This is a genomic window from Novosphingobium sp. FG90 (assembly GCF_057808725.1).
On sequence record NZ_JBMDIO010000040.1, the window covers coordinates 19,707 to 42,359 of the forward strand.

General features: G+C 66.3%; 17 protein-coding genes. 11 read left to right on the plus strand and 6 right to left on the minus strand.

What is annotated here, in order from left to right; genetic code table 11:
- The first annotated feature begins 13 nt into the window (after window positions 1–13).
- From ACODRZ_RS23040 to ACODRZ_RS23050, 3 genes are read left to right on the plus strand one after another with little or no spacing between them, the layout of a single operon-like run.
- On the plus strand, window positions 14–1,156 hold the full coding sequence (locus ACODRZ_RS23040) for an LLM class flavin-dependent oxidoreductase (protein WP_488972630.1): 1,143 nt from the start codon (window positions 14–16) through the stop codon (window positions 1,154–1,156).
- Complete coding sequence (locus ACODRZ_RS23045; protein ID WP_488972631.1) at window positions 1,149–2,489, plus strand: MFS transporter; 1,341 nt, start codon at window positions 1,149–1,151, stop codon at window positions 2,487–2,489. Before ACODRZ_RS23040 ends, ACODRZ_RS23045 begins: the two co-directional genes overlap by 8 nt.
- Window positions 2,486–3,619, plus strand: coding sequence for a serine hydrolase domain-containing protein (locus ACODRZ_RS23050; RefSeq protein WP_488972632.1), 1,134 nt, complete (start codon window positions 2,486–2,488; stop codon window positions 3,617–3,619). Before ACODRZ_RS23045 ends, ACODRZ_RS23050 begins: the two co-directional genes overlap by 4 nt.
- Window position 3,620: 1 nt before the next feature.
- Here ACODRZ_RS23050 and ACODRZ_RS23055 read toward each other — a convergent pair whose 3' ends face one another.
- The 3 genes from ACODRZ_RS23055 to ACODRZ_RS23065 are packed head-to-tail and all read right to left on the minus strand — an operon-like array spanning window position 3,621 to window position 6,055.
- A complete protein-coding gene (locus ACODRZ_RS23055; protein WP_488972633.1) occupies window positions 3,621–4,388 on the minus strand; it encodes an alpha/beta hydrolase in 768 nt (255 codons plus the stop codon).
- Between the two features lie 22 nt (window positions 4,389–4,410).
- Window positions 4,411–5,190 carry an SDR family NAD(P)-dependent oxidoreductase gene (locus tag ACODRZ_RS23060; protein ID WP_488972634.1) on the minus strand — a complete coding sequence of 260 codons (780 nt, stop codon included), beginning with the start codon at window positions 5,188–5,190 and terminating at the stop codon, window positions 4,411–4,413.
- A 37-nt stretch (window positions 5,191–5,227) separates the two neighbouring features.
- Window positions 5,228–6,055, minus strand: a complete 828-nt coding sequence (locus tag ACODRZ_RS23065; protein ID WP_488972635.1) for an alpha/beta fold hydrolase — start codon at window positions 6,053–6,055, stop codon at window positions 5,228–5,230.
- Window positions 6,056–6,181: 126 nt separating this feature from the next.
- On the opposite strand from ACODRZ_RS23065, the gene ACODRZ_RS23070 reads away from it, so the two are divergent.
- Window positions 6,182–7,171 (plus strand): GlxA family transcriptional regulator, encoded by a 990-nt coding sequence (locus tag ACODRZ_RS23070; protein ID WP_488972636.1) that lies wholly within the window; start codon window positions 6,182–6,184, stop codon window positions 7,169–7,171.
- 67 nt (window positions 7,172–7,238) lie between these two features.
- Here the strand turns inward: ACODRZ_RS23070 and ACODRZ_RS23075 are convergent, their stop codons facing one another.
- The gene (locus ACODRZ_RS23075; protein WP_488972637.1) at window positions 7,239–8,372 is read right to left on the minus strand and encodes a TetR/AcrR family transcriptional regulator; all 1,134 of its coding nucleotides are present in this window, start codon (window positions 8,370–8,372) and stop codon (window positions 7,239–7,241) included.
- A gap of 257 nt (window positions 8,373–8,629) precedes the next feature.
- On the opposite strand from ACODRZ_RS23075, the gene ACODRZ_RS23080 reads away from it, so the two are divergent.
- Both ACODRZ_RS23080 and ACODRZ_RS23085 read left to right on the plus strand, forming a co-directional pair.
- A complete protein-coding gene (locus tag ACODRZ_RS23080; protein ID WP_488972638.1) occupies window positions 8,630–11,203 on the plus strand; it encodes a TonB-dependent receptor in 2,574 nt (857 codons plus the stop codon).
- Between the two features lie 14 nt (window positions 11,204–11,217).
- Window positions 11,218–12,267 (plus strand): tyrosine-protein phosphatase, encoded by a 1,050-nt coding sequence (locus ACODRZ_RS23085; protein WP_488972639.1) that lies wholly within the window; start codon window positions 11,218–11,220, stop codon window positions 12,265–12,267.
- Between the two features lie 54 nt (window positions 12,268–12,321).
- Here the strand turns inward: ACODRZ_RS23085 and ACODRZ_RS23090 are convergent, their stop codons facing one another.
- Together ACODRZ_RS23090 and ACODRZ_RS23095 are read right to left on the minus strand one after the other, a co-directional pair.
- The gene (locus ACODRZ_RS23090; RefSeq protein ID WP_488972640.1) at window positions 12,322–13,347 is read right to left on the minus strand and encodes an amidohydrolase family protein; all 1,026 of its coding nucleotides are present in this window, start codon (window positions 13,345–13,347) and stop codon (window positions 12,322–12,324) included.
- 3 nt (window positions 13,348–13,350) lie between these two features.
- Window positions 13,351–14,205, minus strand: coding sequence for an NAD(P)-dependent oxidoreductase (locus tag ACODRZ_RS23095; protein ID WP_488972641.1), 855 nt, complete (start codon window positions 14,203–14,205; stop codon window positions 13,351–13,353).
- Between the two features lie 237 nt (window positions 14,206–14,442).
- Here ACODRZ_RS23095 and ligK point away from each other — a divergent pair, with 237 nt between their 5' ends.
- The 5 genes from ligK (at window position 14,443) to ACODRZ_RS23120 (ending at window position 22,605) form a co-directional block, all read left to right on the plus strand.
- Complete coding sequence (gene ligK, locus ACODRZ_RS23100) at window positions 14,443–15,117, plus strand: 4-carboxy-4-hydroxy-2-oxoadipate aldolase/oxaloacetate decarboxylase (protein WP_488972642.1); 675 nt, start codon at window positions 14,443–14,445, stop codon at window positions 15,115–15,117.
- Between the two features lie 73 nt (window positions 15,118–15,190).
- The gene (locus ACODRZ_RS23105) at window positions 15,191–16,225 is read left to right on the plus strand and encodes a 4-oxalomesaconate tautomerase (RefSeq protein ID WP_488972646.1); all 1,035 of its coding nucleotides are present in this window, start codon (window positions 15,191–15,193) and stop codon (window positions 16,223–16,225) included.
- Window positions 16,226–16,388: 163 nt separating this feature from the next.
- On the plus strand, window positions 16,389–19,187 hold the full coding sequence (locus tag ACODRZ_RS23110) for a TonB-dependent receptor (RefSeq protein ID WP_488972643.1): 2,799 nt from the start codon (window positions 16,389–16,391) through the stop codon (window positions 19,185–19,187).
- 112 nt (window positions 19,188–19,299) lie between these two features.
- Window positions 19,300–19,539 carry a hypothetical protein gene (locus ACODRZ_RS23115; RefSeq protein WP_488972644.1) on the plus strand — a complete coding sequence of 80 codons (240 nt, stop codon included), beginning with the start codon at window positions 19,300–19,302 and terminating at the stop codon, window positions 19,537–19,539.
- A 297-nt stretch (window positions 19,540–19,836) separates the two neighbouring features.
- A complete protein-coding gene (locus tag ACODRZ_RS23120; RefSeq protein ID WP_488972645.1) occupies window positions 19,837–22,605 on the plus strand; it encodes a bifunctional aconitate hydratase 2/2-methylisocitrate dehydratase in 2,769 nt (922 codons plus the stop codon).
- Window positions 22,606–22,653: the final 48 nt, after the last annotated feature.

Genomic DNA, 22,653 nt, shown 5'->3' on the forward strand with positions numbered 1-22,653 from the left:
AAGTGCGTTCCGGATGCCGATCGAGATTACCGGGATCATGTCCCACCACTTGTCCAACGAGGACATGGTGCTGCCGCCCAGGGTCTTCGACAAGGCGATGCTGCGCGCTCATGCCCAGGCGCACGAGCAGGCGGGCTTCGACCGCGTGCTGATCGCCCAGAGTTCCTACTGGCCCGATTCCATGCCGGTCGCCGCCTACATGGCCGGTGTGACCGAACGACTGGGCTTCATGGTCGCGCACCGCCCCGGCTTCGTTTCGCCGACGATGGCCGCCCGCCAGTTCGCCACGCTCGATCACCTGAGCGAGGGGCGAGCCGCGATCCATATCATCACCGCCGCCAACGACCGTGAGACCCAGTGCGACGGCGACTTCCTGACCAAGGAGGAACGCTACCACCGCAGCCGCGAATTCGTGGACGTGCTGCGCCGCATGTGGGCGGCAAAGGCACCGGTCTCGCACGAAGGTCGCTTCTACAAATTCAACGAGTCCCTGCCGGAGATCGGACCTTACGAACGCTCCGCAATCCCGGTCTACTGGGCCGGCGGTTCGCCGATCTCGGTCCGCTACGCGGGCGAATGCGCCGATACTTATGCGGTCGGCATGGAATCGCTCGCCGATACCGGGGCGATCATCGAACGGATCGGGGCTTCCGCAGCGGAGGCCGGGCGCGGCATCGCGGTGCAGGGCACCGTGCGCTACATCCTCGGCCGGACCGAGGGAGAGGCCTGGGACAATGCGCGCGAGATCCTGCGCAAGTTCATCGCCAATGGCGAGGAGCGTCTGAAGCTCACCGGTAATAGCTGGTTCCAGCCGGGCGGGCGCAGCGAAAAGGCATTTTCCAACGCCGCAGGCATTTCCAACGAGGACCGTTTCGGGGCGCTGACGGGGTCGGACTCCGTGCTCGACGAAAGGCTCTGGATCGGTCCTCAGCAACAGGGCATCCCGATGGCGCCATCGCTGGTGGGCACGCCGGAACAGGTGACCGAAGCCATCATGCGCTATTACGACCTGGGCATGACCGGGGTGCTGTTCCGGGGCTTCGACCTCTACGAAGACGCGCTGCGGGCCGGGGACGAACTGATCCCGCGTCTCAAGGTCGCCGCGCTGGACCGCGACCGTGCGAAGGCGCGCGTGTCCGAGCCGCAAGATGCCTGAGCCGGGCGGCGGCGAAGTCCGCGCGCCGCTCTCGATCGCGGTCGCATGGGGATCGGGCTCGTTCTGCCAGAGCCTCGTCATCTATGCCTACAGCGTGCTGGTTCTGCGTTACCTTACCGACACGGTGGGGTTGGCGGCAGCGCTGGCGGGTACGTTGATGGCGGTGTTCAAGGTCTACGATGCGCTCATCAACCCGGTGATCGGGTGGTTCGCCGACCGGATCGACACTCCGATGGGGCGCCGTCGCCCGTGGATGCTGCTGGGCGGCGTGTTCTCCTCGGCTTCGCTGGTGATCGGGTTCAACATTCCGCTCGATGCGCCGATGGTGGAGAAGATCATCTGGGCCTGTGCGGGACAATTCCTGTTCTCGACCGGATTTTCGCTCTTCGCGATTCCATGGCTGGCGATGCCGCAGGAGATTTCGGGCAGCGCTCGCCAGCGCACGCAGATGATGGCCTGGCGGGTGGCGTTCTCCTCGCTGGCGCAGGGCGCTGCGTCACTCAGCGGGCCGATGCTGCTGGTGGCGCTCGGAATGGGTGCGCTGGCCTACGGCACGATGGGCTGGGTAATGGGCGCGCTGTGCTTTTTCTCGGCGCTGGGCACGGTGGTCTTCACCCGCAAGGCGCGCGTGCGCACGGTGGAGAGCGCCGAACGTCCGCCGCTGGGCGCGCAGTTCGGGTTGTTGTTCGGCAACCGGCCTTTTCTCGTGCTTGTCGGCATCAAGATCTGCCTCTATTTCGGGCTTGCCGTCGCCGCATCGTGCATGGCGTTGCTGACGCGCTGGGTGCTGTCGGTGAGCGACTACTGGCTCGGCATCTATACGATGGTCAGCACTCTGGCGCTGCTTGCCTCGCAACCCTTGTGGCTGTGGCTGAGCGGAAGGCTGGCCACACGCGGCGCGCTGGCCTGCGCCTTCGCGCTTCATGGCCTCGCGCAACTTTCGCTGTTCTTCAACCACGGTTCGGTGCCGTTGCTGATGGTGCAGGCCGTGCTGCTCGGTGCCGGTGGGGGCGGGGTCTTCATGCTGAGCCAGGCGCTCCTGCCCGATGTGATCGAGCATGACTATCGCCGAACGGGGCTGCGCCGGGGCGGCGCTTTTGCCGGCGTGGTATCTCTTCTGGAGACAGGCTCATCCGCTTTCGCGCTTTTCGCACTGGGGCTGGCCCTGTCCGCAGGCGGCTATGTCGCCGGAGCGCAGGCGGGGCAGCCTGCCCATGCCATCGAGGCGATCCGCTGGTGCGCCTGCGTGCTCCCGGCCGTAGCCGAACTGCTCGGCATCGTATTGCTCACGCGCTTCCGGCTCGATGCTTTACCTTCGGAAGCCAGGGCATGAAGTGGATTGCGGCGTTCGTCCTGCCGCTTGCCGCTGCGAGCCTCGGTGCGCAGGACATGCCGCCTGCCTACAAGCGCAATTTCGAGACGCAGGACAGCTCGCTGGACCGGGTCGCGCGCTGGGACAAATACGTGCCGACCGAGAAAGTGCAAGGCGCATCGGGTCGCCCGCTACCCGTCGCACCGCCGGACCGGCTGGCGATCGCTCCCGAAGCGCTGGCGACGGCGAAACGGCAGGCCGATGCCTCGCATACCATGGCGCTGATCGTCTACGCGGGCGGCAAGGTGCAACTGGAGGATTATGCGCCGGGCTTCTCCGCCGAGTCCCGGTTCGACAGCTATTCCAGCGCCAAGGGCCTGCTGGCGCTGGCGGTGATGATCGCCGTCGACAAGGGCTTTCTGCGTCTCGACGATCCGGCTTCGCGCTACATTCCGGCGTGGCGGGCGGACGGGCGCAAGGCGATCAGGGTACGCGACCTGCTCTGGATGCAGAGCGGGCTTGCCATCGGCCGCTTCGAAGTGAAGCCGTACAACCCGGTGCTCGACATGTTCATCGGGCTCGACATCATGCCCTTCGTCGATGCCGCGCCGCTTGCCCGGCCTCCGGGAGAAGCCTTCGAGTTCAATCACATGAATGCACAGGCGCTGCATGACGTGCTCACCGCGGCGACGCGCATGCGCTATGCGCAGTTCCTCTCCCGCTACTTGTGGAAGCCGCTTGGAGCGAGCGATGCCATGGTGGCGCTCGATCATGAGGGCGGCGAGGCGCGGACGGTCTGCTGCTTCGTCAACACCGCGCGCAACTGGCTGCGTATCGGGGTAATGCTTGCGAATGGTGGGACGTTTGAGGGCCGGCGGATCATCTCGCGCGCAAATGCCCGGATGCTGTCCGCCCCGTCGCCGCGCAACCCGGCGTTCGGCATGTTCATGCAGGTCGCCAATCCCGGCGGGGCATCGGGCGCGGCCAACACCGGGTATCATGCGCCCGACCTCTATTACTTCGAGGGTCATGGCGGCCAGCGCCTTTACGTCGTCCCGTCGCGCGGGCTGGTCGCCTATCGGACCGGACGGGTCGATTACGACTGGGACGACGTGCGCTTCGCCAATACCCTGCTCGATGGCCTGAAGTAGATCAAAGGCTTTCTGCCCACTCGATCGCGGCGTCGGCGACCTGCTCCCAGCCCGTGTCGAGCATGGTCCAGTGCGAGCGTCCGGCGAATTCCAGATAGTCCGTGCGCGACGGGGCACGGCTCTGCCGGGCATGGATCGCGCGGGTCATCGCGGCGTCGGCGATGAGGTCCTTCCCGCCACCGATCAGCAGCAGCGGCGGGCGCTTGGGGTTGGCCCAGTCGATCTTCATCGGCTTGACGATCCCGTCCCAGTAGACCCGCCCCGGCGTCGGCACGATGTAGCGGTCGTAGGCGGCATCCGTCACGTCGGAGGGCAGGGTCTGCGCGAAACGTCGGGCGAAGAAGCGGCGCGACATGTGCTTCACCTTGCTCCGGCTGAACGGGTCGAGGAACACCGGCAGCGCGGAAACGAGGGCATGAGGGAAGATCGGCACGCCGGGCGTGGGCGCGGGGTCGATGGCTACGCCCGCGACGCCGAGGCCCCGGTCGAGCAAGTGCTGCACCACCACTCCGCCGAGCGAATGCCCGATCAGGATCGGCGCTTCGGGCAGGGCGCGGATGATCGCCTCGTAATGCGCGACGATCTCTCGCTGGCCCAGCGCTCCGAGCTTCGGGTGAGGGCGCGCGCGCAAGGCTGCGGGCTCGCCTTCGTCGAGCGGCCAGTCGGGGGCGAGGACGGTGTAGCCGCGTGCCTCGTAGCGGGCCTTCACCTGCTCCCAACTGCGGGAATTGAGCCAGGCGCCGTGGATCAGAACGATGGTCTTGCTCATGGCATGTCTCCTTGGACCGGCGTCAGGCGCCGTAGCGTTCGGCGGGGCGGCTGCGCGACAGGTTCGGGCGCAGCGCGCGGCGGGCGGCGAGATAGGCGTCGAGGTCCGCATTGTCGGGAAGCGCGGGAATGGTGATCGTCTCGCCGAGGTCGAGGCCGGTGAGTGCGGCATCGACCATGTCATCGACGTCCATCACCATTTCGGCGGGTAGACCGGCAAGCTGCTCCTCGGTCCAGATCGGCGTCCGGGTGATCCCCGGCAGCACCGCCTGCACGCGCACGCCCTTCGCGCCCAGTTCGACGTTCAGCGCCTCAGTGAAGGCGAGGACATAGGCCTTGGTCGCGGGGTAGACCGCCGTGAACCCGTCCGGCATGAGCGCCGTCACCGAGGTCATGTTGATGATCGTCCCGCTGCCCGTTTCGGCCAGGCGCGGCGCGATTGCGGCGGCGAGGCGGGTGACGGCCAGCACGTTGAGGTCGATCATCCCGGTGAGGTAGGCCGGGTCGGAGCCGACGAAAGTGGTCTCCCCGGCGATCCCGGCATTGTTGACGAGGCCGGTGATCGCCGCATCATCGCGCAGTCGCTGCTCAATGCGGGCGAGGTCTTCGGCCTTCGCGAGATCGGCGCTCAGCGTCTCGACCTTCACGCCGGTTTCGGCGGCGAGCGTGGTTGCCAGTGCCTCCAGCCTGTCCGCCCGGCGGGCGACGAGGATCAGGTCGTGGCCGCGACGGGCGAGGCGGTCGGCATAGACCGCGCCGATGCCGTCCGACGCGCCGGTGATGAGGAAAGTGCCTTTGGTCATGTGCATGTCCTTTCGTGGATACGGTTTGTGGGAGGTTTCAGTCGCGGATGAAGTCGAGGAGGTCGGCGTTGAAGCGGTCCTGATGCGTCTGGGTCAGACCGTGGTCCGCACCTTCGTACACCTTGAGCACCGCGTTCGGCACGATCTTCACCGTTTCGAGCGCGGAAGCGCCGATCGGCACGATCTGGTCGTCATCGCCGTGCAGGACGAGCGTGGGCACGTCGAAGCGGGCAAGATCGGCGTGGAAGTCGCTCTCGGAAAAGGCGCGGATGCTGTCGAGCTGGCCCTTGAGGCCGCCCATCATGCCCTGCCGCCAGAAGTCCTCGCGGATGCCTTCGGACACCGCCGCACCCTCGCGGTTGTAGCCGTAGAAGGGGATGGTGAGGTCGCGGAAGAACTGGCTGCGGTTGTCGTAAGTGCCCTTGCGGATGGCGTCAAAGGCGTCGATCGGCAGGCCGCCGGGGTTGGCCTCGGTTTTCAGCATAAGAGGCGGAACCGCGCCGATCAGCGCCACTTTGGCGACCCGCTCGGTGCCGTGGCAGCCAACATAGCGGGTCACTTCGCCGCCGCCGGTCGAGTGGCCGACGAGTATCACGTCGCGCAGGTCCAGCGCCTCGATCAGTTCGGCGAGGTCGTCCGCGTACTGGTCCATGGTGTTGGCGTTCCAGACCTGATCCGAGCGGCCGTGGCTGCGGCGGTCGTGGGCGATCGTGCGGAAACCCTCGTTCGCAAAGAAGACCATCTGCGCGTCCCAGGCGTCGGCCGAAAGCGGCCAACCGTGGGAGAAGACGGTCGGCTGGGCATCCTTCGCGCCCCAGTCCTTGTAGAAGATGCGGGTTCCGTCGGTGGTGGTGATGGTGGTCATGTCGCTTTCTCCTTTCTCGATGGGGCCGTTGCGCCCTGTGAGGAGAGGGATAGACTGCGCCGCCGGCCTGCAGGATCGGCGGTTCCGACATAAGGCAGGCCAAAACTGACAAAAGGGGCTTCGAGCATGGCCGTAGACGCGCGCATCAAGGCCGAGATCGGGCTCGTCCTCTATCCGGGATGCCAGGCGGCAATGGTCCACGGCATCACCGATCTGTTCGCCATAGCCTCGCACTTCTCGGTCGAGCGGGGTGGGCCTGCATTAAGGGTAAGTCATTGGAACATTGACGATAAGGGCGGGTTCGCACGCGCTTCGGACACCCACCCCGGCGAACGCGGCGAGCCTGCGATCCTGATCGTGCCGGGGCGTCTCACCGGCCCGGTCGGCGCCGAGGAGGCGGTGCCCTATGCGCGCTGGCTGCTCGACCGGCATGGCTCGGGCGCGACGCTGGCGTCCACTTGCGGAGGCACGTTCATGCTGGCGGCGACGGGTCTGCTGTCAGGGCGTCCCGCGACTACGCACTGGCTTTTCGCCGAACCTTTTCGCCAGCGATTTCCAGATGTTAGGCTGGACCCGGACAAGATGGTGATCGAGGATGGCGACATCATCACCGCCGGCGGGCTGATGGCCTGGACCGACCTTGGCATGCGGATCGTCGATCGGCTGCTGGGGCCGACGGTGATGATCGAGACGGGCAAGTTCCTGCTCGTCGATCCCTCGGGGCGGGAGCAGCGGCATTACAGCAGCTTCGCGCCGCGCCTGACGCATGGGGACGAGGCGATTCTCAAGGTCCAGCACTGGCTTCAGGGCCGGGCGGAGCGGGCCGTTGCGGTGCCTGACATGGCCGGGCAGGCGGGGCTGGAGGAGCGTACCTTCCTGCGCCGGTTCAAGGCGGCGACTGGGCTTAAACCCTTGGAATACGTCCAGAATCTGCGGGTCGGCAAGGCGCGCGAGCTGCTGGAATTCACCCGCCGATCGGTGGACCAGATCGCCTGGGCCGTGGGTTACGAGGACGCGACGGCGTTCCGCCGGGTGTTCAACCGCGTCATGGGCCTGTCGCCCGGAGAGTACCGGAATCGCTTCTCAAGCGGCGCCGATCTGGCGTTTGCGGCCTGACCGGACACGGCACCCAACGGTGCCCTAACGGCACCTAGCGATACCCTGGCGTGCCCATACCGTGCCTTCAGGCGCGATCTCCCGGCACTCCGCACGCCAATGCGACCATGACTTCCAGCTCGCCGCGGATGCGCGGGCCGATCGCGTCGGCAAACCCGGCATGGGCACGCAGCTGCGATGTCAGGAAGCCGGAGAACAGGGCCGCCTCGGTGACGCCGACCTCGCGCCCCGTGCCGACAAGATCCTGCAATGCGCCGCGCGAAGTGCGGCCGCGCAAATAGCGCAGCTGGGCACCGAACTGGCGCAGCGAAGCATCGCGCGCGGTGGCGACGAAAAGTTCGTCGCTGCCCCTCGCGTTGCCGCCGCGCAGCACCATCGCGGCAAGGTCGTCCGCGAGGTCGGCGGGGCGCAGTTCGTCGCGCGCGGGGGCTTCGGCCTGCAGACGCTCGACGTTGGCGCGGTAGAGGCCCTCGAACGCGGCTTCGAGGAGGGCGGGCTTCGTGCGGAACTTGTGCGACACCGTGCCGAGCGTCAGTCCGGCGCGTTCGGCGACGGCGCGGTGCGTGAGGCGGGCGAGGCCATCCTCGTCGATGATCCGCGCGGCGGTCTCGACGATGCGCGCGGCGGTCTCGTCCCGGTCGGGCAGGACGGGCATCGAGCGCAGGGCCTCTTCGCGCGCGAATTCGCGCCAGGGAGCGGCGGGCATCGCGCCGCCGGTCAGCCATGCGCCGAGCACGCGGGCGGTTTCGTCGAGCGCGGCGCGGTCGATCAGGCGTCGCCAGCGGATCATATGGAAGAAGCTCTCGTTCTCGAACACGCGCTGTGCGACGATGCTGCCCGCGTCGAGGCCGAAGCGCTGGCCCGCCTCGCTCCAGAAGTGCGCCCACAGCGCGGCCCACTGCCGCGCGGCATCGATGAATTGCGCCGATTCATGGGCAAGCAGCTGGCATTCGCGCCAGGCGAAGGCCAGCCCGCGTTGCTCCTCGCACCATGCATCGACGATCTGCGTGAAGAACCCTGCGAAAGCGGCAGGCGAAGCGTCCAGTCCAACGCAATGCTGCCACTGGCGGTCGCACCAGAGCCTCGCCTCGACGATGCATTGTTGCTGGGAAGCCAGCAACAAGTGTTCCAGAGATCCGAAGTGATGGTAGATCGAGGAGACCGGTGCATCGGTCAATCCACTGATCTGGCGGGCCGACATTCCTGCTGCCCCGACCTGTTCCCATTGCCCTGTAACCACGGCGATAAACCGGTCGTATGACGATGATTCTGCGGTTCTCATGGCGCTCATGACATTGGGAGTCCGACTGGCAATTTCACTCTCCTAGCAGAGACCGCGCCTGCGATCGAGTGATACCCGCGCACGCCCGCCGTTGCGGGAGTGCCGGAAAAGTGTCATCCAACATACATACAGTCGTTCTAGCTGCCGCGTCGATCCAATCTTCTCGGGGGCTCGTCGTGAAACTGAACACTTGTCTATTCCTGCGCTCGACGGCGATCGTCGGCGTTCTTGCCTGCGCCTTCGCCGGCGCTGTCGTCGCTCATGCCGAGGAGGCCCCGGACGTTGCCGCCGATGATGCCGCTATCGGAGAAGACATCGTCGTCACCGGCTCGATCGTCTCGGCCCAGCAGGACTCGATCGAGGCCAAGCGGGTGATGGACAATCTTGCCGACGTCGCCGCATCGGATGCGGTCGGGCGCTTCCCCGACCAGAATGCCGCCGCCGCGCTCTCGCGCCTGCCCGCCGTCGCGGTGCAGCGCGATCAGGGGCAGGAGCGTTACATCCAGGTGCGCGGCGCGCCGAACCGCTGGACCTCGGTAAGCATCGACGGCATCCCGATGGCGGGCGTGGACGAGGGCGGCGACACCCGCGCCTTCCGCTTCGACGCGATCCCCGCCGTGCTGCTCTCGCAGATGGTGGTCAACAAGTCGCTGACCTCGGACCTGCAGGCCGACGCTGTCGTCGCCACGATCGACCTCAAGACCTATTCGCCGATGGAGCAGAAAGGCCTGCACGTCTCCGGCGACGCGGGCTACGGTTTCATGGGGCTGGGCAAGGGCGAGCAGCGGCAGGGATCGCTGCGCCTGTCGTGGTCGAACGACACCTTCGGCTTCGTCGTCGGCGGATCGCATTATCGCCGCAAGCAGCTGACCGACAACCGCGAAGTCGGCGCCTACGACGCCAATGGCCCGACCGAGTTCGACGTGCGCCAGTACCAGATCGAGCGCTGGAACAACGGCCTGTTCGCGGGCGTCGAGTACCAGCCCGAGGAAGGCAAGCGCCTCTACGCCAAGGGCATCTTCTCCGAATTCAACGACAACGAGCGCCGCAACCAGTACGAATTCCGCCTCGACCGCGCGACCGGCGGCACGCGCACGCTGGAATCGGGCAACCTGAACGGCGTGCCGCTGCGCGGCAGCTTCAACTTCGGCGAGTATCGCAACCGCAACTATATCGGCACTTTCGGCGGCGATTATGAAGGCGACGACGGTTTCAACGCCTCGTTCAAGTTCAACTACGCGCGCACCGAGAACACCAGCTACCTGCCCCTCGTCCAGTCCTCGACCAGCGGCGCGAACAACCTGGCGTTCAGCTACGACAATTCCGATCCGCGCTTCCCGATCGTGTCGATCGTCGGTGATTTCGACCAGAAGAGCCTGAGCACTTCGGGCACCTACATGATCACCGCGCGCCAGAAGACGGTGTCGGACAGCTATACCGCCAAGCTCGACCTGTCGAAGCAGATGGGTGACCTCAAGCTCTCGGCGGGCGGCCTCTACATCGACCGCGACGTGGCGGGTAACAACTTCTCCTCGTCCAACATCGTCTACATCGGCGCGCTGAGCGCGGCGACGGGCGAGCCGTTCGACGTCAACAGCTATGTCACCGACAAGGCCTGGGACACCGGCTTCCCGCTCGGCGTCACGCTCAACTACGTCGACAACGTGGCGATGCGCCGTGACATCGACAGCCTGCTCGGGCGGCTGGAGGCGGCGGGGCTCTACGATCCCTCGCTCGACGTGCCGACCACCGACAAGTACGCCCAACGCGAGCAGACCCTCGCGGGCTATGTGATGGCCAAGGTCGAGAGCGGCCCGCTGACTGCCGTGGGCGGCGTGCGCGTGGAGAACTACGTCCTCGACAACAGCGGCTCGGTGCTGGCGGGCGGCGTCTATACGCCGCTGACGCGCCGCACCAGCAAGACCGACTTCTTCCCCAGCCTCAACATCAAGTATGCGGCGACCGACAACCTCGTGCTGCGCCTTGCCGGCCAGCGCGGCGTGTCGCGCCCGGCCTATGGCGCGATCCGCGTCGGGGCCTCGATCAACGACACCAACAGCCCCGGCACCATCGGCGGCGGCAACCCGGCGCTCAAGCCCGAGTACACCTGGGGCGCGGACGCCAGCATCGAATACTACCTGCCCGGCAACGGCATGATCTCGATCGCGGGCTTCTACCGCTCGGTCGACAACGTGCTCTACCAGGCGCAGAACCCGGTGGGGTCGGACTTCTACAACTTCGGCGGGGTCGACCGTTCGGGCTACCTGCTGACCGGCACCTACAACGGCGACAAGGGCAAGCTCTACGGCGTCGAGTTCAACGTGCTCAAGCAGTTCGACTTCCTGCCGGGCGCGCTCGACGGGTTCGGCTTCCAGGGCAACCTGACGCTGCTCGACGGCGATTTTGATACGCCGACCGAGAAGAACATCGCCTTCCAGGGCATGTCGGACAAGATCGCCAACGCCTCGCTGTTCTACGAGAAGTACGGGCTTTCGGCGCGCGTCAGCTATCAGTGGCGGTCGGACTGGCTGGACTCGCTGGGCGGCTTCGGCAGCGGCGAATACCGCAAGGGCTACGAGAACCTCGACGTCTCGCTGCGCTATGCCCTGACCGACAACTTCACGCTGTTCGCCGACCTCGCGAACCTCACCAATGAAAAGTACATCGCCTATCAGGGCACGACCGCAATGCCGACCGAGGTCGAGCAGATCGGTGCGCGCTACCTGTTCGGCATCCGCTTCAGCTACTGACAGGGAGAATGATGATGCGAAAGATCGCTACGACCACTTTGGTGACCGCGCTGGTGCTGGCGGGCTCGCCCGTGATGGCGCGGGAGCTGGCGACGCTGACTCGCCTCGATGCCTCGAGCGTGGAACTGAAGCGCGACGATACCGCTCCCGTGGCGGTGTGGATCAGCGCCGACACCGTGCTGGACAAGGGCGACCAGCGCTTTGCCGCCGCCAGCAGGGACGGCGTGCTGAAGCTGCCGATCGCGGCGGCGGACCGGCGTTACGTGATCCTCGAAGGGAAAGGCGGCAAGGGCCGCACCGTCGTCGCCGAGCGCGTGCTGCCGCTGCAGCAGGGCAGCAACTTCCGCGATGTCGGCGGCTACGTCACGAAGGACGGGCATACGGTGAAGTGGGACAAGGCGTTCCGTTCGGGCGCAATGCCGCTGCTGACCGACGCGGACTATGCGCTGCTCGGCCAGCTGGGCATCGGCAACGTCGTCGACTTGCGCTCGATCGAGGAGCGCGAGGTCGCTCCGGACCTGCTCGACGACAAGGTGGGCGCGCTGTTCATCGCCAACGACTATTCGCTGAAGCCGCTGATGGCGAAGATGGGCCAGGGCGGCGGAGACAACATGTATGCCGGGATGGAGAAGCTGCTGGCGCCGCAGTTCCGCTCGCTGTTCCGCCGCCTGATCGCGGACGAGGGCGCGGTGGTGTACCACTGCTCGGCCGGGCAGGATCGCACCGGTATCGCGACGGGCCTGCTCTACGATGTGCTCGGCGTCGATCGCGAGACGATCCTGAAGGACTATCACTTGTCCACGCAGCTGCGTCGTCCGCAGTTCGAGATGCCCAAGGTCGACCCCAAGGACTATCCGAACAATCCGATCCTGAAATATTACGTCGCGACCGAGGACGGCAAGCCGCGCCAGGCCGAACCGCTCTACACCCCGGGCGGCGCTTCGCACCTGGCGCAGTTCTTCGCCTATCTCGACAAGCAGTACGGCGGTTCCGAAGCGTACCTGCGCACGCTTGGCTTCACGGACGCGGACTTCGTGAAGTTGCGCAAGACGATGCTCGACTGACGATCGGGCGGGCGGGGGCATTCCGCGCCTCCCGCCCGCCCGTTGCAGGCCCTGTTACAGGCCGCGCGCCTTCAGCATCGCGTCGAGGCGCGGGAAGACCTTGCGGGTGTTCCCTTCGAAGATCGCGTGGCGTTCCCGGTCGCTGATGTCGAGCGCGTCGATGTAGCGCTTGGTATCGTCGAAGTGGTGCCCGGTGGTGGGATCGATGCCGCGCACCGCGCCTACCATCTCGGAACCGAACAGGATGTTCCTGTTGGCGATCACGTCGGCAAGCAGGTCGATGCCCGGCTGGTGATAGACGCACGTGTCGAAGAACACGTTGCCCATGATGTAGTCTTCGAGGTCCGGCTTCTTCAGCATGTCGGCCAGGCCACGATAGCGGCCCCAGTGGTACGGCACCGCGCCGCCGCCGTGCGGAATGATGAAGCGCAGTCCCGGAAACCGTGCGAAGAGGTCGCCCTGCATCAGCTGCATGAAGGCCACCGTGTCGGCCGCGAGGTAGAAGCCGCCGGTCGCGTGCATCGCCGGGTTGCACGATCCCGAGACGTGGATCATCGCCGGCACGTCCAGCTCGCACATGACTTCGTAGAGCGGGAACCAGTATTCGTCGGTCAGCGGCGGATGGTCGAAGTGGCCGCCGCCCGGGTCTGGGTTGAGGTTGCAGCCGATGAACCCCAGCTCCTCGACGCAGCGGCGCAGCTCGGCGATCGATGCGCAGAGGTCCGCCCCGGGGCTCTGCGGCAACATGCACACCCCCGCGAAAGTATCGGGGAACAGTCCGACCACGCGCGCGATGAGGGTATTGCAGTGGAATGCCCACTCGCGCGAGATCGCCTGGTTGCCGACGTGATGCGCCATGGCGGAGGCGCGCGGCGAGAAGATCGTCAGGTCCGCGCCGCGCTCCCGGATGAGTTTGAGCTGGTTCTGCTCGATCGTCTCGCGGATTTCGGCGTCGGAGATCTCGGGGTAGGGGGGGCTGGCCTCGCCCGCCTTGAACGCGGCGACCTGCGCCTCGCGCCAGGCGTCGTGGGCCTTGGGCAGGACGGTGTAGTGACCGTGGCAGTCGATGACGAGCGACATGGCTCAAAGCTCTCCCTTGGATGGATCGGTGATGGCGGCGAGTTTGGCGGCAAGCCCTGCGCCAGAATCGGCGCCAATGTCTCCCAGGGCCTGCTGGCGCCGGACGGTGCTTTCGGTCATCAGCGGGTCGATGCCGAGATCGCGCAGCATTCGCGCAGCTTCGGCCATCTCGGCGGCGCGCCGGTGGCCGTGGACCAGCATGCGGTCGAGGTTGTAGTCGGCGCGCGTCGCCCAGGAAATCGGTTTTTCGCTGGCGTCGAGCGAGGCCAGCACGGCATCGGCAACTCCTTCGGCATGAGCGGCGAGCATCATCTCGGCCGTCAGCGCCTCCAGACCCTTGACCATGACGGAGCGCACCAGCTTGATCGCGGAAGCCCGGCCGATGGCTTCGCCCACGATGGCAGTCCGGGTGAAGCCCGCAGCGTGCAGCAGGCTTTCCGCCGCGCCCGCGTCCGGGCCGGAGATGTTGAGCGGCACCGCCATGCGCGCCGGATCGACGGGGGCCATGACCGCGACATCGACATAGCGCCGTCCGGCCTCGGCAAAGGCCCGCGCCGCCTCCCGCTTGGTTCCGGGTGCGACGGAGTTCATGTCGCAGAACAACGCTTCGGCCGCGATAAGTCCCGCGCATTCGCGCGCGACGTGCAGGGCCTGGTCCGCAGTGACGAGCGAGAGTACGAGCGATGCACCGGCGACGGCCCCGGCGGTGCTGTCGCAGGCGATCACGCCCAGTTGCCCGATCAGCGGGCGGCGCGTCGGCGCGGCATCGAAGGCGGCGGCGCGGGCGCCCCAGGCGGCGGCACGGGCGAACGTCGATCCGGCCTCTCCGAAGCCGATCAGGGCGATGGTTCCTCTCATGCCCTGCCGGGTGCCGCCAATGGCCGGGCGTCGCAAATCGGAACTGGCGGCAGGCTATAAGCCGGCGCTAATCGAATCATGCCGGCGTCTACTCTGCGCAATTCCCCCGGATGGCGAAAGTGGAACCACTCTTAGCCAAATCCAATCGCCTGGTTCAAAGTCCGTTTTCCGCGTCGCCGCCTGTTTCGCCATCTCGGGACAAAACCCATCCTGGGGGCAGGACAAGGAGTGCATGTCATGAGCGGTATCGTCGTCCAGAACATCGAGCGTGCCGACCCGGCCGTGATCGACGGGCTCGCCCGGTGCGGCGTGGCGACCGTCCATGAGGCGCAGGGCCGCACCGGCCTGCTCGCCAGCATCATGCGCCCGATCTACAGCGGGGCGCGCATCGCCGGGTCGGCGGTGACGATCAGCGCGGCCCCGGGGGACAACTGGATGGTCCATGTCGCCATCGAACAGCTGAAGGACGGCGATATCCTGGTGCTCGCCCCGACCAGTCCTTGCGAGGACGGCTACTTCGGCGACCTGCTTGCCACCAGCGCCCAGGCGCGGGGATGTCGCGGCCTGATCATCGACGCCGGCGTGCGCGACGTGCGCGATCTGACGGAAATGCAGTTCCCGGTCTGGTCCAAGGCGATCAGCGCGCAGGGCACCGTCAAGAACACGCTGGGTTCGGTCAACGTGCCGGTCGTCTGCGCCAACGCCATGGTCAATCCGGGCGACGTGATCGTGGCCGACGACGACGGGGTCTGCGTGGTGCCGCGCGCGAAGGCCGCCGAAGTGCTGGCCGCCGCGCAGGCCCGCGAGGCGAACGAAGGCGAGAAGCGCGAGACGCTGGCGCGCGGCGTTCTCGGCCTCGACATGTACAAGATGCGCGAGCGTCTGGAACAGGCGGGCCTGAAGTATGTCTGATCCCGCCGCTTCGGCGGCAGCGCGCACCGCTTCTTCGTCCGGGCCTGTCGGTGACGGGGGCGCCGTTCCCTGCATGTGGATGCGCGGGGGAACGTCGAAGGGCGGCTACTTCCTGAAGGACGATCTTCCCGCCGATCGGGCGGCGCGCGATGCATTCCTGCTGGGGGCCATGGGCTCTCCCGATCCGCGCCAGATCGACGGCATGGGCGGCGCCGATCCGCTCACCAGCAAGGTCGCCGTGGTGGCGCAATCTTCCCGCGAGGGGATCGACGTCGATTACCTGTTCCTGCAGGTCTTCGTGGATCAGGCCATCGTGACGGACGCCCAGAACTGCGGCAACATCCTTGCCGGTGTCGGTCCCTTCGCGATCGAGCGCGGTCTCGTCGCGGCTACCGGCGATGAGACGCCGGTGGCGATCCACATGGAGAACACCGGACAGGTCGCCGTGGCCACCGTGTGCACGCCGGGCGGCGTGGTCACGTATCGGGGTGATGCCGCCATCGACGGCGTGCCCGGCAGGCACGCGCCGGTGCCGCTGGAATTCCGCGATACTGCCGGATCATCCTGCGGGGCGCTGCTGCCCACCGGGCATGCGGTCGATGTGGTGGACGGCGTGCGCGTCACCCTCATCGACAACGGCATGCCCTGCGTGGTGCTCAGGGCCGCCGACGTCGGCGTCACCGGTTACGAGGACCGTGAGACGCTGGATGCCGATACCGGCCTCAAGGCCCGGATCGAGGCGATCCGGCTGGCCGTCGGCGAACGGATGAACCTTGGTGACGTGCGCGACAAGTCGGTGCCCAAGATGATGCTCGTCGCGCCGCCCCGGCACGGGGGCGCGATCACCGTGCGCAGCTTCATCCCGCATCGCGCCCATGCGACGATCGGCGTGCTGGGCGCCGTCTCGGTGGCGACCGCATGTCTGCTGGAGGGCTCGCCTGCGGCGGACCTCGCGGTCGTGCCCGCCGGGCGGCGCACGACGCTTTCGGTCGAGCATCCGACCGGCGAGATGACTTGCGTGCTGGAAACCGATGATCTCGGTGCGGTTGCCAGTGCGGCCCTCTTGCGCACGGCGCGCAAGCTGATGGACGGGGTGGTGTTCGCCTGAATTCTCTGATCGATGCATGACCCCGTCATTCCCTCGAAGGCAGGGGATGGCGTAAGGGCGGGGAATGCCGGCGCGTGCCGGGCCGTGGTTATTGCGACGGCTGATTACAATTTCTCACCATTTGCGGATGGGCGGCGGGCATTCGTCGCCCTAGCCGGATTCCATGGCATCCGCGTATCGCATCCCGCTCCGTCACCGCGCCTTCGGCGCTCTGCTCACGTCCGGGGCGCTCACGTCCGGGGCGCTCGTGGCTCCGCAGGGCGCTGAAGCGCAGCAGCAGGCTGCGCAGCCGGGCGGCGCGGTCGCTCAGGTGAGTTCCGCAGATGGTGACGACATCGTCGTCACCGGACAGGCCCTGCCCGGCGCGGTGATCGGCGACATTCCGCCGGAGAACAAGCTGGGCCAGGCCGAGATCGCCTCCTACGGCGTCGATTCCATCGCCGACCTGCTCGACGAAATCGCTGACCAGACCGCCAGTATCGCCGGGCGCGATGCGTCGAGCGGGCCGGTGGTGCTGGTCAACGGCAAGCGCGTCTCGGGCGTCAACGAAGTGGGCGACCTGCCGGTCGAATCCGTTCTGCGCGTCGATATCCTGCCAGAGGAAGTCGCGATCAAGTACGGCTACGATGCGCAGTCGAAAGTCGTGAACATCATCCTCAAGCGGCGCTTCCAGTCGAAGGTCGTGAACCTTGGCGGCGGCATGTCGGGCGAGGGCGGCGGCGGTCAGGGCACGGGCGCCTTCACCTACACAAAGATCCACGATAACGACCGCCTCAACATCACCGGCAAGGCCACCAGCCAGGCCGCGATCCGCGAGAGCGATCGCGATATCACCGCAGATCCCGACAGCACCGTCACCCCCGTCGACTCCATTCCGGGCGAGAGTGATTACCGCACCGTCCAGGCATCCACCCGCAACTATGCGCTGGGCGCCAGCCTCGCCCACCAGTTGAGCCCGAGCGCGACCGCCTCGTTCAACCTCAAGGGGACGTACAAGACCAGCCGGTCGCTCGATGGCTTGGCCACCGGGGAACTGACGGTTCCAGCCGACAGTCCCTATGCGGACGGCACGGAGAGCGCGTTCACCCGCTATCTGTCTCAGGACCCTTTGCGCAAGGCCGTGAACACCGGCGGGGTTTCGGCGGGCGGCACCGTCAACGTGGACCTCTCGACCCGCTGGAAGCTCTCGGTGATCGGCAGCTACGCGCATTCGGAATCGGAAACGCGGGCCGACAACGGCTATGACGTGACGACGCTTCAGGACGCGCTCGATGCGGGGACTGCGGGCGTCGATCCCTACGGGGCGCTATCGCCCGCGCTGCTGGGCGACATGATCGTCAACCGGGCGAAGTCGAACTCCGACACCGGCAGCGCCAGCATGCTCGTCTCGGGCAAGGTGCTGCCGCTGCCTGCGGGCGACCTTGGCGTCAGCCTGAAGCTGGGGGGAGACTTCACCGCGCAGTCCTCCACCAGCGTGCGGGACGGCATGGCGAGCAGCGGCGATGCCGACCGCACCAACGGCAGCGCGAGGCTGAGCGTCGATATCCCGCTCACCAGTCGCAGCCGGGGCGTGCTCGGTGCGATCGGGACGCTCAGCGTCAACCTCAATGCGGGGGTGACGCAAGTGTCCGATTACGGCAGCCTTGCGACGTTCGGGTACGGGCTCAACTGGCGCCCGCGTGACGGGATCACAGTGATCGCGGCGATGAACCAGGACCGCAGCGCGCCCAGCGTATCCAACCTCGGCGATCCCACGGTCACCACCAGCAACCAGCGCATCTACGACTACGTGACCGGCCAGACCGTGCTGGTGACCGCGATCACCGGCGGCAACCCCAACCTCAAGGCCGACGACCGCCGCAGCTTCAAGCTGGGCCTCAACGCACAGGTGATGAGCACGCCCAAGCTCAATTTCAGCGCCACATACGTCAACAGCCGCAACCGCAATGCGGTGATGTCGCTGGGCGGCGTGACGCAGGCGGTCGAGGACGCCTACCCCGACCGCTTCATCCGGGACGAGGACGGCAACCTGCTCTCGGTCGATGCGCGGCCGGTCAACGTCTACCGCCAGCGCAGCGAGCAGGTGCGCTGGGGCTTCAACCTTTCGGCACAGCTGCGCAAGCCCACCCGCCCGGCGCGCCCGTCTGCCGGTGCATGGGGCAGGAGAGGGCCGGGCAGCCGGGCCGAAACGAGCGGGGAGACGCCGCCCGCACCGCCGTCCGGCGAGGAGCGTCTGGCCGAAGGGCACAGCCCCGAAGACGGCACCGGCAACGAAATTACCGTCAACGGCGATCGGGAGCGCGGGGCCGGGGCTCCGGGCTTCGGCCGACCGCCGGGCGAGGACGGCATGGGGCCTCGGCCGGATGGCATGGGACCGCCGCCCGACGGCATGGGTCCTCCTCCCGGAGAAGGTCTCGGCGGTGGTCCGGGCGGCTTCGGCGGCGGCCCGCGCGGCCCCGGCGGCAGGGGCTTCGGCGGTGGCGGCGACAACGGCGTGCGCCTGCTCGCCTCGCTCTACCATACCTGGGTGCTGCGTCAGGACGTCCAGCTTACCGAGGGTGGGCCGACGATCGACCTGCTTGACGGCGGCACGATCACCGGCTCGTCCACGCCGCGCCACAAGGTGCAGGGCAGCCTTGGCCTGATCGACAACGGCCTCGGCCTGCGTCTGGAGGGCAACTGGCAGAGTTCCGCCGATGTCACGGGCAGCACATCGGCCTCCGGCATCCTGCACTTCGCCTCGCTGGCGACGGTGGACCTGCGCGTCTTCGCCAACCTGCAGAACCGCTTCCGGGGCAAGGACTGGGCGCGGGGCACGCGGGTCAGCCTGTCGGTGGAGAACCTGTTCAACCAGCGCCAGAAAGTCACCGACGACACCGGAGCGACGCCTTACGCCTACCAGCGCGACTACCTCGATCCGATGGGCCGCACGATCCTGCTGTCGGTGCGGCGCATCTTCTGAGGCACGGCCTTGACAGACATTCTCAATCAAATAAGTTGGGAATTCACAAGGTCGTGATTTCGCCCTGATCGGGGGCGGAACTTCGATCGAAAATATGCGAAAGGAAGCCCGGATGACCACGTCCCGCAACGATTTCCATGTTTTCCGTCGCGGTCTCGAATGGGCCGTCAGCCTGCACGGGGTCGCGCTCGACGTCTTCGCCAGCCAGAAGGCCGCGCTCAACCGGGCGATCGATGCCGCGCACCAGATCGGGATGCAGGGCAGGGAGGCGCAGGTACTTCTGATCGAAAGCAATGCCTCGCCACGCCCGCAGTGGGTCTTCGGCCGTCATCCTTATCCGCCGACGGCCTGACTTCACCTCGAATCGTCATCGCGAACGAAACGAGGCAACCCGGGGCAGCACCTTGCTGCTCCGGGTTGCTTTGCTTCGTCAGCATGACGAAAGATGGTTCAATCCAATGCCATGGCGTGCCGGGACTGGCTTACGCTTTCCATATGTACTGCGCAGATGCAAAAAACGGCGCTTTTGCCGTCATCCAGTGCCTTGCCAGTCGGTCCCTGTTGGCGTACCGGGGCGCCATCAGCCACTAGGCCGGTCAACGATACCTGTCATGGTGGCTCCCGCCCACTCCATGACGTAGGGATCACGATGAGCCTATACCTAGATTACCTCGCCGAAATCGAAAGCAGGAAAAATCAGGGTCTCGCGCCCAAGCCTATCGACGACGGCGCGCTCATCGCGGAAATCATCACCCTCATCGAGGATACCGGCAGCGAATACCGCGCCGACGCTCTCAAGTTCTTCATCTACAACACGCTTCCCGGCACCACCAGCGCGGCCGGCGTGAAGGCGGCGTTCCTCAAGAAGATCATCCTCGGCGAAGCCACCGTCGCCGAAATCACCCCGGCCTTCGGGCTCGAACTGCTCTCGCACATGAAGGGCGGTCCTTCGATCTCGGTGCTGCTCGACATCGCGCTCGGCGATGACGCGGCCATCGCAGCCGAGGCGGGTGAAGTGCTCAAGACCCAGGTGTTCCTCTACGACGCCGACATGTTCCGCCTGCGCGACGCGCTTCTGGCCGGCAACGCCGTGGCGAAGGACGTGCTGGAAAGCTACGCCAAGGCCGAATTCTTCACCAAGCTGCCCGACGTCGAGGACGAGATCGAAGTCGTCACGTTCATCGCCGGTGAAGGCGACATCTCGACCGACCTGCTCTCGCCGGGCAACCAGGCGCACTCGCGCTCGGACCGCGAACTGCACGGCCAGTGCATGATCTCGCCCGAAGGCCAGCAGGCGATCGTGGCGCTCAAGGCCGCGCACCCGGGCAAGCGCGTGATGATGATCGCCGAGAAGGGCACGATGGGCGTCGGCTCCTCGCGCATGTCGGGCGTCAACAACGTGGCGCTGTGGACCGGCAAGCAGTCCAGCCCCTACGTTCCCTTCGTCAACTACGCCCCCGTCGTCGCGGGCACCAACGGCATCTCGCCGATCTTCGCGACCACCGTGGACGTGACCGGCGGCATCGGCATCAACCTCAAGAACTGGGTCAAGCAGATCGGCGAGGACGGCAAGCCGATCCTCAACAACGACGGCAACCCGGTACTTGAAGAGAAGTTCTCGGTCGAGACCGGAACGATCCTCAAGATCGACGTCAGGAACAAGAAGCTGACCGACGAGGCCGGCAACGAGCTGGTCGACGTCGCCGCCGCCTTCACTCCGCAGAAGATGGAATTCATGAAGGCGGGCAGCTCCTACGCCATCGTCTTCGGCAAGAAGCTCCAGACCTTCGCGGCTGAAACGCTGGGCGTCGAGGCACCCACCGTGTTCGCGCCGAACAAGGAACTCACCGTCGAGGGCCAGGGCCTGACCGCCGTTGAGAAGATCTTCAACCGCAACGCCGTGGGCGTGACGCCGGGCAAGGTCCTGCACGCGGGTTCGGACGTGCGCGTCAAGGTGAACATCGTCGGTTCGCAGGACACCACCGGCCTGATGACCGCGCAGGAACTGGAAGCGATGGCGGCCACCGTCATCTCGCCGCTGGTTGACGGCGCCTACCAGTCGGGCTGCCACACCGCTTCGGTGTGGGACAAGAAGGCCCAGGTGAACATCCCGAAGCTCATGTCCTTCATGAACAACTTCGGCCTGATCACCGCGCGCGATCCCAAGGGCGTGTATCACTCGATGACCGACGTGATCCACAAGGTCCTCAACGACATCACCGTGGACGACTGGGCGATCATCATCGGCGGCGACAGCCACACCCGCATGTCGAAGGGCGTCGCCTTCGGTGCGGACTCGGGCACCGTCGCGCTGGCGCTGGCTACCGGTGAGGCGACCATGCCGATCCCGCAGTCGGTCAAGGTGACCTTCAAGGGCAAGATGCAGCCCCACATGGACTTCCGCGACGTCGTCCACGCCACTCAGCAGCAGATGCTGGCACAGTGCGCGGGCGAGAACGTGTTCCAGGGCCGCATCATCGAAGTCCACATCGGCACGCTGCTGGCCGACCAGGCCTTCACCTTCACCGACTGGACCGCAGAGATGAAGGCCAAGGCCTCGATCTGCATCTCGGACGACGAGACCCTGATCGGCTCGCTGGAAATCGCCAAGTCGCGCATCCAGATCATGATCGACAAGGGCATGGAGAACGCGGCCGGTACGCTGCAGGGCCTGATCGCCAAGGCCGACGCCCGCATCGCGGAGATCCGCTCGGGCGAGAAGCCGGCGCTGTCGCCGGACGCTTCGGCCAAGTACTTCGCCGAGGTGGTCGTGGACCTCGACATCATCGATGAACCGATGATCGCCGACCCGGACGTCAACAACCCCGACGTCTCCAAGCGCTACACGCATGACACGATCCGCCCGGTTTCGTACTACGGCGGTACCAAGAAGGTGGACCTCGGCTTCGTCGGCTCGTGTATGGTGCACAAGGGCGACATGAAGATCATCGCCCAAATGCTCAAGAACATCGAGAAGACCGAGGGCAAGGTCGAATTCAAGGCGCCGCTCGTTGTCGCCCCGCCGACCTACAACATCGTCGACGAACTCAAGGCCGAAGGCGACTGGGAAATCCTCCAGAAGTACTCGGGCTTCGAATTCGACGATATCAACCCGAAGACCGCCAACCGCACCGAGTATGAGAACATCCTCTATCTCGAGCGTCCCGGCTGCAACCTTTGCATGGGCAACCAGGAGAAGGCATCGAAGGGCGACACCGTCCTCGCCACCTCGACCCGTCTGTTCCAGGGCCGCGTCGTCGAGGACACCGCCGAGAAGAAGGGCGAATCGCTGCTCGCCTCGACTCCGGTGGTCGTGCTCTCGACCATCCTCGGCCGCACGCCGAGCGCGGACGAGTACAAGGCGGCGGTCGAAGGCATCGACCTGACCAAGTTCGCACCGGCCGCAACCGCCGCCTGATCGCAGCGTACCGATTGAAAGAGTGGCGGGGGGGGGGGGGGGGGGCGG

What these genes read in the sequence shown, in the direction of transcription:
- ACODRZ_RS23085 (WP_488972639.1), top strand. Translation starts at nt 11,218, where the DNA reads ATGCGAAAGATCGCTACGACCACTTTGGTGACCGCGCTGGTGCTGGCG.
- ACODRZ_RS23095 (WP_488972641.1), bottom strand. Translation starts at nt 14,205, where the DNA reads ATGAGAGGAACCATCGCCCTGATCGGCTTCGGAGAGGCCGGATCGACG.
- ACODRZ_RS23115 (WP_488972644.1), top strand. Translation starts at nt 19,300, where the DNA reads ATGACCACGTCCCGCAACGATTTCCATGTTTTCCGTCGCGGTCTCGAA.
- ACODRZ_RS23120 (WP_488972645.1), top strand. Translation starts at nt 19,837, where the DNA reads ATGAGCCTATACCTAGATTACCTCGCCGAAATCGAAAGCAGGAAAAAT.
- ACODRZ_RS23060 (WP_488972634.1), bottom strand. Translation starts at nt 5,190, where the DNA reads ATGACCAAAGGCACTTTCCTCATCACCGGCGCGTCGGACGGCATCGGC.
- ligK (WP_488972642.1), top strand. Translation starts at nt 14,443, where the DNA reads ATGAGCGGTATCGTCGTCCAGAACATCGAGCGTGCCGACCCGGCCGTG.
- ACODRZ_RS23045 (WP_488972631.1), top strand. Translation starts at nt 1,149, where the DNA reads ATGCCTGAGCCGGGCGGCGGCGAAGTCCGCGCGCCGCTCTCGATCGCG.
- ACODRZ_RS23075 (WP_488972637.1), bottom strand. Translation starts at nt 8,372, where the DNA reads ATGTCGGCCCGCCAGATCAGTGGATTGACCGATGCACCGGTCTCCTCG.
- ACODRZ_RS23090 (WP_488972640.1), bottom strand. Translation starts at nt 13,347, where the DNA reads ATGTCGCTCGTCATCGACTGCCACGGTCACTACACCGTCCTGCCCAAG.
- ACODRZ_RS23055 (WP_488972633.1), bottom strand. Translation starts at nt 4,388, where the DNA reads ATGAGCAAGACCATCGTTCTGATCCACGGCGCCTGGCTCAATTCCCGC.
- ACODRZ_RS23065 (WP_488972635.1), bottom strand. Translation starts at nt 6,055, where the DNA reads ATGACCACCATCACCACCACCGACGGAACCCGCATCTTCTACAAGGAC.
- ACODRZ_RS23110 (WP_488972643.1), top strand. Translation starts at nt 16,389, where the DNA reads ATGGCATCCGCGTATCGCATCCCGCTCCGTCACCGCGCCTTCGGCGCT.
- ACODRZ_RS23050 (WP_488972632.1), top strand. Translation starts at nt 2,486, where the DNA reads ATGAAGTGGATTGCGGCGTTCGTCCTGCCGCTTGCCGCTGCGAGCCTC.
- ACODRZ_RS23105 (WP_488972646.1), top strand. Translation starts at nt 15,191, where the DNA reads ATGTGGATGCGCGGGGGAACGTCGAAGGGCGGCTACTTCCTGAAGGAC.
- ACODRZ_RS23070 (WP_488972636.1), top strand. Translation starts at nt 6,182, where the DNA reads ATGGCCGTAGACGCGCGCATCAAGGCCGAGATCGGGCTCGTCCTCTAT.
- ACODRZ_RS23040 (WP_488972630.1), top strand. Translation starts at nt 14, where the DNA reads ATGCCGATCGAGATTACCGGGATCATGTCCCACCACTTGTCCAACGAG.